The sequence below is a fragment of the Vibrio sp. 10N.286.51.E5 genome (assembly GCF_041469125.1).
Classification (GTDB): domain Bacteria; phylum Pseudomonadota; class Gammaproteobacteria; order Enterobacterales; family Vibrionaceae; genus Vibrio; species Vibrio crassostreae_C.
In genome coordinates this window covers 12481-26712 of record NZ_JBFRJZ010000025.1, presented here as the reverse complement: position 1 = coordinate 26712, position 14232 = coordinate 12481, and the positions used below count along the sequence as shown (strand labels likewise).

General features: G+C 45.7%; 15 protein-coding genes. 9 read left to right on the top strand and 6 right to left on the bottom strand.

Annotated elements, in window-relative coordinates; translation table 11 throughout:
• The first annotated feature begins 67 nt into the window (after positions 1-67).
• From prmA to fis, 3 genes are all read left to right on the top strand, one after another.
• A complete protein-coding gene (prmA, locus tag AB4161_RS09180) occupies positions 68-955 on the top strand; it encodes a 50S ribosomal protein L11 methyltransferase (RefSeq protein WP_017055901.1) in 888 nt (295 codons plus the stop codon).
• A 140-nt stretch (positions 956-1095) separates the two neighbouring features.
• Positions 1096-2064, top strand: coding sequence for a tRNA dihydrouridine synthase DusB (dusB, locus tag AB4161_RS09175; RefSeq protein WP_086775595.1), 969 nt, complete (start codon positions 1096-1098; stop codon positions 2062-2064).
• Positions 2065-2087: 23 nt separating this feature from the next.
• Positions 2088-2384 carry a DNA-binding transcriptional regulator Fis gene (fis, locus tag AB4161_RS09170; RefSeq protein ID WP_004729744.1) on the top strand — a complete coding sequence of 99 codons (297 nt, stop codon included), beginning with the start codon at positions 2088-2090 and terminating at the stop codon, positions 2382-2384.
• Between the two features lie 88 nt (positions 2385-2472).
• Here the strand turns inward: fis and zntR are convergent, their stop codons facing one another.
• On the bottom strand, positions 2473-2913 hold the full coding sequence (gene zntR / locus AB4161_RS09165) for a Zn(2+)-responsive transcriptional regulator (RefSeq protein WP_017062704.1): 441 nt from the start codon (positions 2911-2913) through the stop codon (positions 2473-2475).
• 325 nt (positions 2914-3238) lie between these two features.
• On the opposite strand from zntR, the gene purH reads away from it, so the two are divergent.
• Both purH and purD read left to right on the top strand, forming a co-directional pair.
• Positions 3239-4849, top strand: coding sequence for a bifunctional phosphoribosylaminoimidazolecarboxamide formyltransferase/IMP cyclohydrolase (gene purH, locus AB4161_RS09160; protein ID WP_372083251.1), 1611 nt, complete (start codon positions 3239-3241; stop codon positions 4847-4849).
• Between the two features lie 133 nt (positions 4850-4982).
• Complete coding sequence (gene purD, locus AB4161_RS09155; RefSeq protein ID WP_017062702.1) at positions 4983-6272, top strand: phosphoribosylamine--glycine ligase; 1290 nt, start codon at positions 4983-4985, stop codon at positions 6270-6272.
• 181 nt (positions 6273-6453) lie between these two features.
• Here the strand turns inward: purD and AB4161_RS09150 are convergent, their stop codons facing one another.
• A complete protein-coding gene (locus AB4161_RS09150) occupies positions 6454-7152 on the bottom strand; it encodes a DUF1481 domain-containing protein (protein WP_372083250.1) in 699 nt (232 codons plus the stop codon).
• Between the two features lie 47 nt (positions 7153-7199).
• On the bottom strand, positions 7200-7472 hold the full coding sequence (gene hupA, locus AB4161_RS09145; protein ID WP_004729753.1) for a nucleoid-associated protein HU-alpha: 273 nt from the start codon (positions 7470-7472) through the stop codon (positions 7200-7202).
• A 270-nt stretch (positions 7473-7742) separates the two neighbouring features.
• Here hupA and AB4161_RS09140 point away from each other — a divergent pair, with 270 nt between their 5' ends.
• A complete protein-coding gene (locus AB4161_RS09140; protein WP_017068860.1) occupies positions 7743-8909 on the top strand; it encodes a CNNM domain-containing protein in 1167 nt (388 codons plus the stop codon).
• Positions 8910-8989: 80 nt separating this feature from the next.
• Here AB4161_RS09140 and AB4161_RS09135 read toward each other — a convergent pair whose 3' ends face one another.
• Positions 8990-9577 (bottom strand): YjaG family protein, encoded by a 588-nt coding sequence (locus tag AB4161_RS09135; protein WP_017062699.1) that lies wholly within the window; start codon positions 9575-9577, stop codon positions 8990-8992.
• A 71-nt stretch (positions 9578-9648) separates the two neighbouring features.
• On the opposite strand from AB4161_RS09135, the gene AB4161_RS09130 reads away from it, so the two are divergent.
• Together AB4161_RS09130 and AB4161_RS09125 are read left to right on the top strand one after the other, a co-directional pair.
• Entirely contained in the window at positions 9649-10575 is a 927-nt protein-coding gene (locus AB4161_RS09130; RefSeq protein ID WP_017063654.1) for a D-2-hydroxyacid dehydrogenase, read from the top strand.
• On the top strand, positions 10575-11168 hold the full coding sequence (locus AB4161_RS09125; protein WP_137001876.1) for a uracil-DNA glycosylase family protein: 594 nt from the start codon (positions 10575-10577) through the stop codon (positions 11166-11168). The genes AB4161_RS09130 and AB4161_RS09125 overlap by 1 nt, the downstream gene beginning before the upstream one ends.
• Before the next feature lie 103 nt (positions 11169-11271).
• On the opposite strand, the gene hemE is transcribed toward AB4161_RS09125, so the two are convergent.
• Both hemE and nudC read right to left on the bottom strand, forming a co-directional pair.
• Positions 11272-12339 (bottom strand): uroporphyrinogen decarboxylase, encoded by a 1068-nt coding sequence (hemE, locus tag AB4161_RS09120; RefSeq protein WP_017060530.1) that lies wholly within the window; start codon positions 12337-12339, stop codon positions 11272-11274.
• A gap of 299 nt (positions 12340-12638) precedes the next feature.
• The gene (gene nudC / locus AB4161_RS09115) at positions 12639-13448 is read right to left on the bottom strand and encodes an NAD(+) diphosphatase (protein ID WP_017060529.1); all 810 of its coding nucleotides are present in this window, start codon (positions 13446-13448) and stop codon (positions 12639-12641) included.
• A 165-nt stretch (positions 13449-13613) separates the two neighbouring features.
• Between nudC and AB4161_RS09110 the strand changes: the two genes are divergently transcribed.
• Complete coding sequence (locus AB4161_RS09110) at positions 13614-14111, top strand: Rsd/AlgQ family anti-sigma factor (RefSeq protein ID WP_032546263.1); 498 nt, start codon at positions 13614-13616, stop codon at positions 14109-14111.
• Positions 14112-14232 lie beyond the last annotated feature (121 nt).

Here is a 14232-nt window from a genome sequence, read left to right as displayed (position 1 = left end):
TTGGTGAATTTGCTCATATTTTCTGCTAGACTCGCCATCCAATTTTTCTCATATAGAAGATGCAGCCATGCCTTGGATTCAAATCAAGCTTAATGCTACCAATGAAAATGCCGAACAAATCGGCGACATGTTAATGGAAGAGACTGGTGCTCTTTCTGTAACTTTCCTGGATGCACAAGATACCCCTGTATTTGAGCCTCTGCCAGGCGAAACTCGCCTTTGGGGTGATACTGACATTCTCGCGCTTTACGACGCTGAGACTGATACTGGTGTCGTTCTAGCGCAGATTAAAGCAAGCAACATGTTCCCTGCAGACTTTGCTCATAAAGTAGAGCAAATTGAAGACAAGGATTGGGAGCGTGAATGGATGGACAACTTCCACCCAATGAAGTTTGGTGAGCGTTTATGGATCTGCCCTAGCTGGCGCGATATCCCTGAACCTGACGCTGTTAACGTAATGCTAGACCCTGGCCTTGCATTTGGTACAGGTACTCACCCGACAACGGCATTGTGTCTTGAGTGGCTTGAAGGCTTAGACCTTGCAGGCAAAACCGTGATCGACTTCGGTTGTGGCTCAGGCATCCTAGCGATCGCTGCGATCAAACTAGGCGCAGCAAAAGTTATCGGGATCGACATTGATCCTCAAGCTCTGCTTGCATCAAAAGACAACGCACAACGCAATGGCGTTGCTGAGCAACTAGAGGTGTTCTTGCCACAAGATCAACCAGAAGGTTTGCTAGCAGACGTTGTTGTTGCCAACATTCTTGCGGGTCCATTACGCGACCTTTCTGGCATCATCAAGGGCCTAGTTAAGCCAAATGGTGTACTTGCGATGTCGGGTGTTTTAGATACACAAGCAGAAGATGTTGCCACTTATTATCGTGATGAGCTTCACATTGATCCGATCATCGAACAACAAGAATGGTGTCGAATCTCAGGTCGCAAGCAAGGCTAGACAAGACTTTGGGCGCTAATTGACTGAAATTTAAACAAATTACAAAAACAAATTGTAAATGCTCAAATATTAGTCTTTTCACGCAGCGAAAAAATGCGTAAAATGCGCGCCCTTGCTGGTACAGAACTGTGATGACATTTTTGAAAATCGGAAATTATCAACTTAAGAACAATCTAATCGTCGCTCCTATGGCTGGCGTAACGGATAGACCATTCCGTGAGTTGTGTCTTCGCTACGGTGCGGGGATGGCAGTCAGTGAAATGATGTCCTCCAATCCGAAAGTTTGGAAAACGTCAAAGTCTCAGCAGCGTATGGTACATGAAGGCGAATCGGGCATTCGTTCAGTACAAATCGCTGGTGCAGATCCACAGCTTATGGCCGAGGCTGCTCAATTTAATGTCGATAACGGTGCGCAAATCATCGATATCAACATGGGTTGTCCAGCCAAAAAAGTGAATAAGAAGCTTGCGGGCTCAGCCTTACTGCAGCATCCAGAACTCATTGAAGACATTCTGAAAGCGGTGGTAAATGCTGTCGACGTTCCAGTAACGTTGAAAACGCGCACAGGCTGGGATACAGACAATAGAAACTGTGTCCAAATCGCGAAAATAGCCGAAGACTGCGGCATACAAGCTCTTGCGCTCCATGGAAGAACTCGCGCTTGTATGTACAAAGGTGAGGCAGAATACAAACACATTAAAGCAGTGAAACAAGCAGTATCTATTCCGGTTATCGCTAACGGTGATATCGATAGTCCGGAAAAAGCGAAGTTTGTGCTGGAGTACACCGGCGCTGATGCTTTAATGATAGGTCGACCTGCCCAAGGACGTCCTTGGATTTTTAACGAAATCCTACACTATTTGGAAAACGGCACCACGATGGACCCACTCCCGATTTCGGAAGTGAAAGACATCATGCTTGGTCATGTGCACGCTCTACATGAATTTTATGGAGAGTTTTTAGGCCCTCGCATCGCTCGTAAGCATGTGGGTTGGTATCTAAAAGAACATGAACAAGCGAGTGAGTTTCGCCGTACCTTCAACGCATTCGAAGCAGGTGATCTGCAGCTTGAAGCGCTAGAAGGTTTTTTTGATAACGTTGCACCATAATTACGAGAAGAGCTAGACCGAATATGTTCGAACAAAATCTGACTTCAGAAGCATTGACAGTAACTACAGTTACATCACAAGACCAAATCACGCAGAAGCCACTACGTGACTCAGTTAAAGCATCATTGAAAAATTACCTTGCTCAATTAAACGGTCAAGAAGTCAGCGAGTTATACGAATTAGTATTAGCTGAAGTTGAACAGCCACTACTAGACACTATCATGCAGTACACTCGCGGTAACCAAACTCGCGCAGCAACCATGATGGGTATTAACCGCGGTACTCTTCGCAAGAAACTTAAAAAATACGGCATGAACTAATCGTTCTTTCGTAATTTATTGAATTGAAAGCCAAGCTCATTGTTGAGTTTGGCTTTTTTTTGGCTTGTCGATCCGTGATAGTCGCTGATTACTCTCCAGTGCGACAGCAGCGACCTTTGTCGACGTTTGCTGAGTCCAAGGCTGCTAGAATCGAACAATGGCTTGCATCATCGTCTACGTGACCACAACACGCATCATTAATCTTCTTAAGTGCGGTGCGAATCTTAGTTAACTCAGTGATCTTCTCATCAATCATCTCTAATTTTGCTGAGGTAATCGACTTCACTTCAGCGCAACTGTGCTGTGTGGCCTCGAGGCGAATCTCAAGCAATTCTTTAATCTCGTCCAAACTCAGCCCCAACGCTTTAGATTTGAGAATAAACGTCACCTGTTTCTGGTTATTTTCATCATATAGGCGATAACCCGAGTCACTGCGACTGGCTGGCGCGATCAGGTTATTCTTCTCATAAAATCGCAAGGTATCGGCTGTCACACCGCATCGCTTCGCTAATTCACCGATCTGAAACATGTTTTTTCCTACTGTTTCGTCCATTCCACAATTAACCTTATCGTTACTTTTCAGGCTGAAATGGCACTTTTCATAATTAATTTTGAGATGCCAAACGATTGCGCGAGCTTTTTTGTAATAAATTAGTTAGAATCTGCGCCATCAAATTTGGAGTTGGTTATCTTATAGCTTAATCATAAGACTAACCCAAAAGGTCTTTACCAAAACTGGCCAATATTTTATCTCTTACTGGTATCTAAGATAATCCACGCTAAGAAGATAGAAACAAGTTCTTTTTTGGCAAATATCTTTATTTTAACCCCATGAATTTGAGGAAGATGGAAGCATGAATAACGCTCGTCCAATTCGCCGCGCTCTAATCAGCGTATCAGACAAAACTGGTATCGTTGAATTTGCACAAGCTCTTGCTAACCGTGGTGTAGATATCCTATCTACCGGTGGCACTGCTCGCCTGCTTGCTGATAAAGGCATCTCTGTTACAGAAGTATCTGACTACACTGGTTTCCCAGAAATGATGGATGGCCGTGTTAAGACTCTGCACCCAAAAGTTCATGGTGGTGTTCTAGGCCGTCGTGGCCAAGATGATGACGTGATGGAAACTCACGGTATCAACCCTATCGATATGGTTGTTGTAAACCTATACCCATTCGCAGAAACCGTTGCTAAAGAAGGTTGTACCCTTGCTGATGCTGTTGAGAACATCGACATCGGCGGCCCTACAATGGTTCGCTCTGCAGCGAAAAACCACAAAGACGTAACGATCGTTGTTAACGCACACGACTACGAGCGCGTTGTCGCTGAAATGGACACGAACGATAAATCTCTAACACTAGAGACTCGCTTCGACCTCGCTATCGCAGCATTCGAGCACACCGCTTCTTACGACGGCATGATCGCAAACTACTTCGGCACTATGGTTCCATCTTACGGTGCCTCTCTACTTGATGAAGAAGGAAAGAAGGCTGACGAAGAGTCTAAATTCCCTCGTACGTTCAACCAGCAGTTCGAGAAGAAGCAAGACATGCGCTACGGTGAGAACAGCCACCAAGCGGCCGCATTCTACGTTGAAGCGAACCCTGAAGAAGCGTCTGTTTCTACTGCTCGCCAAATCCAAGGTAAAGCCCTTTCTTACAACAACATCGCAGACACTGACGCTGCACTTGAGTGTGTGAAAGAGTTCGACCAGCCAGCATGTGTGATCGTTAAGCACGCTAACCCATGTGGTGTAGCACTAGGTAAAGACATCCTAGAAGCTTACGACCGTGCATTCAAAACAGACCCAACGTCTGCATTTGGCGGCATCATCGCATTCAACCGCGAACTAGACGCAGCAACAGCAACGGCTATTACTGAGCGCCAATTCGTTGAAGTTATCATTGCACCATCAGTTTCTGCTGAAGCAGTAGCAATCGTAGCGGCTAAGAAAAACCTTCGCCTACTTGAGTGTGGTGAGTGGACAACGAAGACAACTGGCTTTGACGTTAAACGCGTTAACGGTGGTTTGCTAGTTCAAGACCGCGACCAAGGCATGGTGTCTGAAGATGACCTTAAAGTGGTTTCTAAGCGCCAACCTACTGCTGAAGAATTGAAAGATGCTCTATTCTGCTGGAAAGTAGCGAAATACGTTAAATCTAACGCTATCGTTTACTTGAAAGGCGACATGACAATTGGTGTTGGCGCTGGCCAAATGAGCCGCGTTTACTCTGCGAAAATCGCAGGCATCAAAGCTGCAGACGAAGGTCTACAGGTTGAAGGCTGTGTGATGGCATCAGATGCATTCTTCCCATTCCGTGACGGTATCGACGCGGCTGCAGAGGCTGGCATCAAGTGTGTTATCCAACCGGGCGGCTCTATGCGTGATGACGAAGTTATCGCAGCAGCAGACGAACACGGCATGGCGATGATCTTTACAGGCATGCGTCACTTCCGCCACTAGAAAGAAAAGATACGAGAGCGCTTCGCTACGGGAAACGAGAACGCTGCGCTCCGAGATGAGCAACACTATCATTTAGTGTTGCTCAGACATTTTTTAGTTCTACTACTATCAATTTTGATTGAAGGTTTAAAACATGAATGTATTGATTATTGGTGCTGGCGGTCGTGAGCATGCACTAGGTTGGAAAGCAGCACAAAACCCAAACGTTGAAACAGTATTCATCGCTCCAGGTAACGCAGGTACTGCACTTGAGCCAAAACTAGAGAACGTAAACATCGGCGTTGAAGACATCGCTGGTTTAGTCGCGTTTGCTCAAGATAAAAAAATCGAACTGACTATCGTGGGCCCTGAAGCACCATTGGTTATCGGTGTGGTTGATGCATTCCGCGAAGTAGGTTTGCCAATCTTCGGCCCTACTCAAGCTGCAGCACAGCTTGAAGGCTCTAAAGCATTCACTAAAGACTTCCTAGCTCGTCATGATATCCCAACAGGTTACTACTCAAACTTCACTGAGATTGAGCCAGCTATCGCTTACGTTCGCGAGCAAGGCGCTCCTATCGTAGTGAAAGCTGACGGTCTTGCGGCAGGTAAAGGCGTTATCGTTGCGATGACCCTTGAAGAAGCAGAAGACGCAATCAAAGACATGCTAGCGGGCAACGCCTTTGGCGAAGCAGGCAGCCGCGTTGTTATCGAAGAGTTCCTCGAAGGCGAAGAAGCAAGCTTCATCGTAATGGTTGACGGCTCTAGCGTGCTTCCTATGGCCACCAGCCAAGATCACAAACGTGTTGGCGACAAAGACACTGGGCCGAACACGGGCGGCATGGGTGCTTACTCTCCTGCGCCGGTTGTAACTCCAGAAATCCACAACCGTATCCTTGAGGAAGTTATCTACCCAACGGTACGTGGTATGGACGCAGAAGGCGCACCTTACACAGGTTTCCTTTACGCTGGCCTAATGATCGATGCTGACGGCACACCTAAAGTTATCGAATACAACTGCCGCTTTGGCGACCCTGAAACGCAACCTATCATGATGCGTATGGAGTCAGACCTTGTTGAACTTTGCCTAATGGCTATCGACGAGAAGCTCGACGAAGCAGAATCGAAGTGGGATCCACGCGCTTCTATCGGTGTTGTTCTTGCGGCTGGCGGTTACCCTGCTGACTACGCAAAAGGTGACGTTATTTCACTACCAACAAGCGAAGTTGAAGGCCAAAAGGTTTTCCACGCGGGTACGACAAATAATGAAGCTGGCGACGTTGTGACAAACGGCGGTCGTGTACTTTGTGCAACAGCACTGGGCAATACGGTTTCTGAGGCTCAAGAGCGCGCTTACGCGTTGACGAAGCAAGTTAGCTGGAATGGTATGTTCCACCGCAATGATATTGGTTACCGTGCGATTGCGCGCGAGCAAGAGCAGTAATCAATCTGGTTACTCGCTTACTTTTCAATAACAGTAAGCAAATGACAGCAAGTGAATAACAGAAAAAGGCGCCTCAATAGGCGCCTTTTATTATCTCATTTACACAAGAATCTGTATTTGTACAGACAAATAGGCACTTGGCCTACAGTAGGCCAAATACTCTCAATCCTTTGATTACTCGCTATTCTTTCAACAATGATGGCCTAACGACACAATCATGGCTGTCTTCAGCCAGCATCAGTAACTCTTCCACGCTCATCTTACCGAGTAAGTCACTGCCAAGAAACGCCGCATAGCTTTCCACAGACGCCAATCGGTCAATCACGAAGCCTGGCAAGGTCTGGTTAAATTCAATGCGATCAAACTCACCACCAGCGCACGTTTTAAAAGAGCTGCCATTCCAGTAACCCTGAATCAGCCTAAGCCCTCCATCATGCTGCTTCGTTGTGGTCTCTAGAACCGACGTCGCTTCTTTCTGATAGTTTTCAAGCTGCTTGGCTTGGATAGGTAAGATTTTGCTATCAATACGATACTGTTGATACACAGCTTCGCCTGACTTATTGAAACGCACATGGACTCGATAGGGAACCAGCTCATTAGAAGAGTTACGCTGCTCGCCTTCACGAATGAATTCACGAAGCACGCCTTCTGACCAAGCATAATCAGTTTGGTACCAGCCGTAATCGCCGACAGTGACGTAGTCAGCTGAAGTATGAGGTTGTGTTAGCTTGTTTGTAACCCAGTAGAAACTCGTCGCGTCGCCCATGACTTGGCCGCCAGTGTGAGTTTCAAATTGCTCTAGGTTTTTGCGAGGGCTTGTTGAAGAACAGCCAATAAGAAATGTAGATAATAGTGAAACGAGAAGAAATGCTTTTTTCATAAAAACCTGTACCGAGGTGGAATACGACTACCTCGGTACAGTTTAGATTATTTCACTGAATCTTTCAGCGCTTTACCTGCAACAAATGCTGGAACATTTGCAGCAGCGATTTGGATCTCATCACCAGTTTTTGGGTTACGACCAGTGCGAGCTGCACGGTGGTTTACTTTAAAAGTACCAAAACCAATTAGCTGAACTTGATCGCCATCTTTAAGAGCATCTGTAACACCGCCAAGAGTCGCTTCTAGAGCAGCTTTAGCTTGTGCTTTAGAAAGGTCCGCTTTTTCAGCAATAAAGTCGATTAATTGAGTCTTGTTCATTTTAGGTTTCCCTTCTTTGTATTTTTGAATTCAATTCACTCTAAAACATAAATGCCCCATCTGGCAAAGGTTTGTCGTCGATCTTTAGCTCTAATGCCGTAGTTTTAGCCATAATATGAGTAATAACTCACAATTTGTTACTGATTTTATTAAGCAAGCCCTTGTTTAAAAGGGGCTGAGAGCAAAATTAATGATGACCTAGCCACTACTTTTTCACTATAATCCACTCTGAATCGCTGCTAAAGCGTACAATTTAATTTAAGGGCAAACATGCTGCTGCTATCTATTTACGTCTCCATTGCTATTGGAGTTTCTTTCATTTGTTCTGTTTTGGAAGCTGTACTTTTGAGTATTAGTCCGAGCTACATTGCTCAACTAAAACAAAATGGGCACCCTGCAGCAGAGTCTTTAGACAAACTGAAAACAGATATTGACCGCCCGCTTGCGTCAATTTTAACGCTCAACACCATCGCCCATACTATCGGTGCTGCGACAGCAGGTGCACAAGCGGCTGTCGTTTTTGGTAGCCAATGGTTAGGTGTCTTCTCTGCCGTGCTAACGCTAGGTATCTTGGTATTATCTGAGATTGTTCCAAAGACCATTGGTGCAACCTACTGGCGTCAACTTGCCCCTGCTTCGGCAAGCGTGCTGCGCTGGATGGTGTTCTTCCTAACACCGTTTGTCTGGTTCTCAGAACAGATCACCAAACGTCTTGCTCGTGGCCACCAAGCACCAAAAATGCGTGATGAGCTATCTGCAATGGCGATTTTGGCAAAAGAGAGCGGCGAGTTTGCAGAAGGCGAATCAAAAATCCTGAGCAACCTACTGGGTATTCAAGATGTACCCGTGACTCAAATAATGACGCCGCGCCCAGTGGTATTCCGTGTTGATGCGGAAATGAGTGTCAATACCTTCCTAGAACAACATAAAGACACGCCATTCTCACGCCCGCTGGTTTACAGCGAGCAGAGTGACAACATCATCGGTTTTGTTCACCGCTTAGAGCTGTTTAGATTGCAGCAAGCCGGTTGTGGTGAGAAAGCTCTGGGTGAAGTAATGCGCCCTATCCACGTGTTGCTGAACAACATGGGCTTGGCTAAAGCCTTTGACCAGATGATGGCAAACCGCCTGCAACTGTCTTTAGTTGTGGACGAATACGGCACTATTCAGGGCATCATCACCCTAGAAGACATCTTTGAGCACCTAGTGGGCGAAGAGATTGTCGATGAAGCGGATAAGACGACTGATATGCAAGAACTGGCGTTCCAACGCTGGGAGAAGTGGAAAGAGACACACGGTGTTATCGAAAACCGCGATGACGAGGACGAGCTAGAGGAAGAAACTCCAGCAGACAACGACTCTTCAGATGCAAAATCAACGAATGACGACGACGCATCAAAAGACAAAGTGCAGAACGAAGACAAAAAAGACGCTTAATCTCAATTTGATACCGTCAGATACCACAAAGGCTCCCTAGGGAGCCTTTGTTTTTATTCGTACCTTGGTGCAATTGCGAATTATAGCGCAACACCAATGTTACTGACTGGGTCTTCACGCAGTTCGTGGCGTAGGTCTTTGATCAGCTCTAAGTCACGCTCAGTCGTTTCACGTAGAGGTCGGAAAATGGCCCACTGAACGTCCCACTCTTCACACACCGCTTCGTTTTCTTTCTGGTTTTCGTTCGTCACTTCTTCAGCGCCTTGAGCAAACTCAAGCTCAGCAACCGTCTTCACCGATTGTTGACTCACTTTAATTACCGCTTCCAACATATGTTCACGGTCAAGCAGACCATGAATTAGCGTTGCTAGGCCTTGGCATGCGTCCATTGCTGGGTAAACACCATAAAAATCAAAATCATCACCGCTAGGGAATAGCTCTTCAACCTTCTCAAGTTGACGCTCAAAGTTCACCTTTGCTGTTTTAACCGTCAGGATTTCCCAAATGCTATCCAAAACATCACGATAGATTCGAGCTTCCGCAAATTCTGTATTCTCACAAAACATGGCATAGTTAGGGTACATACGCTCACATAGACACGCCATAAAGGTAATTTGTTGCCAAGGTTCTAACTTTTCAAGACGAACCTGCAGTGGATTCTGAAGCATAGTCACTCAATAATTGCAGAAAAAGACAGCGAAAGTGTACTTGATAAACCCTGGGGGGAAAAGGTAAGCCGATGAACAATTTTACGAATAAGCTCTATATTCTTACTGAGCATGACGATACCTATACGCAACTGATTCTAAACCAGGATTTACCCGACCTAGAAATCACTCAAAACCCCAAATCAGCACAGATTGTCTTGGCGTCACCACCTCTAATCGCAGAGCGCCTCGGCGAGTTTAAAGAGCTAGACTGGGTACAGAGTACCTATGCCGGAATCAATAAACTCACTCAGCCAGATCTGCGTCAGGACTATACGCTAACCAACGTCAAAGGCATCTTTGGTCCGGCTATCGCAGAATACGTATTGGGTTACACAATCAGTCACTGTAGACACTTCCCTCATTACCACCAGCATCAACAACAACGAAACTGGCAGCCACAGCTTTATACTAGCCTAACTGACAAAACTATGGTGATTTTAGGAACAGGTTCAATCGGCAGTCATTTGGCAAAAACCGCGGCGGCTTTTGGTATTCATACCATAGGTGTCAACCGTACCGGCATCCCATCCAAACAAGAAACCTTTAAAGAGACTTTCCACATCAATGAGATAGAGGCTGCCCTTAAGCAGGCCGATATTGTGGTCAACACCTTGCCATCAACCGCTGAAACCTATCAGCTGTTGAACCAAACCACGTTAGGTTACTGCTCTAATGTGTTGCTGTTTAATGTCGGTCGAGGGGAAAGCATCGACAATAAAGCCTTGTTGCTCGCCATAAAAAACAGATGGGTAGAACACGCATTTTTAGATGTGTTTGAAAGTGAACCCCTCTCTCAGGAACATCCTTTCTGGAAACTACCGCAAGTCACCATCACTCCACACATCGCTGCACTCAGTGAGCCAAGACAAGTAGTCGAGATCTTCGCAGAGAATTACAAACAGTGGCGAGATGGCTTTACACTTAATCATGTCATCGATTTTGATAAAGGTTACTGATGTCCTCTTCGTTACTTAAAGAGATTCGACAATGCCGAGCTTGTGAGCCTCACCTATCACACGGTGCTAACCCGGTGATTCAAGCGCATCCAAACGCGCGCTTGCTGATCATAGGTCAAGCGCCGGGTATCAAGGTGCATGAGTCGTCCATCCCTTGGAATGACGCGAGTGGCGAACGATTAAGAGGATGGTTAGGGATAGATAGCGATACTTTTTACGACGAGCAAAAAGTCGCGATTGTGCCTATGGGGTTTTGTTATCCGGGGAAAGGGAAAAGTGGTGATCTTCCACCACGCAAAGAGTGCGCGGAGCTTTGGCATAACAAAGTGCTGCAATCTCTACCCAATATTCAAATGACACTGCTGATTGGCCAGTACGCACAAAACCATTACCTAACAAACAAGACCACCAGCACATTGACCGAAACCGTGCGTGATTGGCAAAGGTGGGCGCCTGAGTTTTTGCCATTACCCCACCCTTCGCCACGCAATAATATCTGGCTCAAGAAGAACCCTTGGTTTGAAAGTGAAGTCACTCCTTATATCAGGAAACACATCTCTGAGCATTTGGCCTACCATGATCCAAATACCTAATTAACTGCACACAACAAGATTAAACCGCCATCAAATGCCAATTTCAGGCAATAAAAAAGCGCTGTTGGTTTCCCAACAGCGCTTTCAATAATCTTACTCAGAATTACTTGTGGTAAGGCTTAGACAATTCGTGAACAGCGTCAACGAATACACCAGCGTTCTCTGGCGGTACATCTAAGTGGATACCGTGGCCTAGGTTAAATACATGACCTGTACCACCGTCGCCGAAGCCTTCAAGGATGCTGCCCACTTCTTCGCGAATACGTTCAGGCTGAGCGTAAAGCATTGAAGGATCCATGTTACCTTGCAGAGCAACTTTGTCGCCGATGCGAGCTTTTGCATCTGCGATGTTGATTGTCCAGTCTAGACCAACCGCATCACAACCTGTTGCTGCGATAGACTCAAGCCACATGCCACCGTTCTTAGTGAACAGAGTAACCGGTACTCGACGACCTTCGTTTTCACGGATTAGGCCATCAACGATTTTGTGCATGTATTGCAGTGAGAATAGGTTGTAGTCACGAGGAGTCAGTACACCACCCCATGTATCAAATACCATTACCGATTGAGCACCCGCTTTAATTTGCGCGTTCAAGTATTCGATAACACTGTCAGCCAGCTTGTCTAGAAGCAGGTGCAGCGTTTGTGGTTCTGCGTACATCATCTTCTTGATCTTAGTGAATGCTTTAGAGCTTCCACCTTCAACCATGTATGTCGCTAGAGTCCATGGGCTACCAGAGAAACCAATCAGTGGCACTTCGCCTTTCAGGTCTTTACGGATCTGACGAACGGCATTCATTACGTATTGAAGCTCGCCTTCTGGATCAGGTAGGCCAATCTTCTCTACGTCAGCTTTACACGTGATAGGACGCTCAAACTTAGGACCTTCACCTGTTTCAAAGTACAAACCTAAGCCCATTGCATCAGGGATAGTTAGGATGTCTGAGAACAAGATTGCCGCATCAAGCGGGAAACGACGTAAAGGTTGAAGTGTTACTTCTGATGCCAGTTCCGCGTTTTTGCACAAAGACATGAAATCGCCCGCTTCAGCGCGCGTTGCTTTGTATTCAGGAAGATAGCGGCCAGCTTGGCGCATCATCCATACCGGTGTGTAATCAACAGGCTGTTTTAAAAGTGCGCGTAAATAGCGATCGTTTTTTAATTCGGTCATTCCGTTAAATTCCAATTCAATCTTGTCTAGTTTTGATGGCAAGTATTCTAACACTGATTGAAGGGTAAAAGCTTTGTGCTTTGCAACCTAGATCAAGTTATTAACTTTTAAATCAATGCTTAATTTGCACCCAATTACGGGAGCATGTTAAAAATTTGTTCGCTAGCGAAAATTACAATTATAACATCTGAGTAGTCACTACTCAGCATCTCATAACGACATCTTACTTACCCCCTCCACTTGTGGAGGGTTTTTTTTAGCTTTTGATCACCCATAGGCCAAATACTATCACAGGCAAATTAGTGCTCTAGTATCTGCTCAGTCACACCATCTTTCATCACGTCATCAACGGTTTTCTCAATCAACTGTCTCGCAATGGTTCCAACAGGAGCAACATCAGGCAGGCTTGTTACGTCAAACCATTGAGCATCCGATAGCTCGCTGTAGTCAGGCTTGAGCGTACCACCAGCATAATCTGCGAGAAAGCCCATCATCATACTCGATGGAAACGCCCATGGCTGGCTGCCAAAATAACGAATATTATCGACATCGATACCCGTTTCTTCTTTGACTTCTCTTGCCACACACTGCTCTAAGGTCTCTCCGACCTCTAGGAAGCCCGCTATCACGGTATACATACCTGTCTTATGTCTTGGGTGCTGCGCAAGCAATATCTTGTTGTCGTTTCGTACAGCGACAATGATGCACGGGAAGATACGAGGATAATGAAGTGTGCGGCAATCTCCACACTGCATCGCCACCTGGTTATGGTTGAGATGATTTCGACCACCACACTGAGGGCAAAAACGCATACTTTGAGTCATATGCCCATATTGGATGGCTTTGCTTGCAGTCAAGAAACTCACTTCAGGCCAGTGCAGTAACTCTCTTAGGCTGACCATGCTCAGCTCATTCTCCACATCACAATCGTTGAGCCAATACACCTTGCGACCTTGATGCTGACCAATACAGATTGCATGCTCCACACTCAGCCCAAGCTCTTCAGCAGAGCCAAACGGAAACTGATCATTATTAACCCAAATATCACTACCAGAAACGACGCACCAATAAGCTTGCTCTGTCATTTTGTTATCACTTTTTTTTAACATCCCTATGCCTCATTGCTTGCAGTTCGTTCATTTTACTGGCAATCTAATTTCATACTAGAGTTGTAGCAGAGAATATTTCAAGCTATTACTTTTAGTAGCTACCAATAAAACGGACCCTGCTTAGGCAATTACTTGATCACAAGGTTGTGATCAGATCATGAGGACATGGTCATGCTAAATAAATTCAAACAAATACAAGAACAATGGGGTGGCTCTAATGAGGTCATCGATCATTGGCTCGAAACTCGACAGTCTCTAATCGTTGAGTATTGTAAGCTAGGTGCCTTGCAGCCAGCTAGCAACGGGCAATCAAACGTTGTTGAACTCCCTTCCCCTAAAGAAATAAGCTCATTCTGTGATCATGTTGTCGATTATATCTCAGAGGGTCATTTTAAGATCTACGATATGGTCATGAAAAAATGGCAAGCAACAGGCTTTAAAACCAATGACGAGATTGATACAACTTACGCGAAGATCGTACTTACAACCGAGCCGCTTCTAGAATTCAATGATAAGTACGTTAAAGTAAATGCAGACGATGAGTTGCCTAACTTCGAAGGAGATATGTCCAAAGTAGGTGAACTACTCGAACTACGTTTTGAAGTAGAAGATAATCTTATCCAGCTTATTGCAGACAGTTTAGCTATTCCACCAGGCGCTTAGTTAGCCGAATCCTTAATAAGCTTGCCTCTGTGCAAGCTTTTTGTTTTGTCTGTAAGGTTATCCAAACTACCCAGAACCTTTCAGACAGAGCTTACTCGCTCGCCCTGACCTTTAGCCATAA

What these genes read in the sequence shown, in the direction of transcription:
- hupA (WP_004729753.1), bottom strand. Translation starts at nt 7,472, where the DNA reads ATGAACAAGACTCAATTAATCGACTTTATTGCTGAAAAAGCGGACCTT.
- AB4161_RS09110 (WP_032546263.1), top strand. Translation starts at nt 13,614, where the DNA reads ATGGTCATGCTAAATAAATTCAAACAAATACAAGAACAATGGGGTGGC.
- AB4161_RS09140 (WP_017068860.1), top strand. Translation starts at nt 7,743, where the DNA reads ATGCTGCTGCTATCTATTTACGTCTCCATTGCTATTGGAGTTTCTTTC.
- purH (WP_372083251.1), top strand. Translation starts at nt 3,239, where the DNA reads ATGAATAACGCTCGTCCAATTCGCCGCGCTCTAATCAGCGTATCAGAC.
- fis (WP_004729744.1), top strand. Translation starts at nt 2,088, where the DNA reads ATGTTCGAACAAAATCTGACTTCAGAAGCATTGACAGTAACTACAGTT.
- zntR (WP_017062704.1), bottom strand. Translation starts at nt 2,913, where the DNA reads ATGTTTCAGATCGGTGAATTAGCGAAGCGATGCGGTGTGACAGCCGAT.
- AB4161_RS09135 (WP_017062699.1), bottom strand. Translation starts at nt 9,577, where the DNA reads ATGCTTCAGAATCCACTGCAGGTTCGTCTTGAAAAGTTAGAACCTTGG.
- prmA (WP_017055901.1), top strand. Translation starts at nt 68, where the DNA reads ATGCCTTGGATTCAAATCAAGCTTAATGCTACCAATGAAAATGCCGAA.
- AB4161_RS09130 (WP_017063654.1), top strand. Translation starts at nt 9,649, where the DNA reads ATGAACAATTTTACGAATAAGCTCTATATTCTTACTGAGCATGACGAT.
- purD (WP_017062702.1), top strand. Translation starts at nt 4,983, where the DNA reads ATGAATGTATTGATTATTGGTGCTGGCGGTCGTGAGCATGCACTAGGT.
- nudC (WP_017060529.1), bottom strand. Translation starts at nt 13,448, where the DNA reads ATGTTAAAAAAAAGTGATAACAAAATGACAGAGCAAGCTTATTGGTGC.
- hemE (WP_017060530.1), bottom strand. Translation starts at nt 12,339, where the DNA reads ATGACCGAATTAAAAAACGATCGCTATTTACGCGCACTTTTAAAACAG.
- AB4161_RS09125 (WP_137001876.1), top strand. Translation starts at nt 10,575, where the DNA reads ATGTCCTCTTCGTTACTTAAAGAGATTCGACAATGCCGAGCTTGTGAG.
- AB4161_RS09150 (WP_372083250.1), bottom strand. Translation starts at nt 7,152, where the DNA reads ATGAAAAAAGCATTTCTTCTCGTTTCACTATTATCTACATTTCTTATT.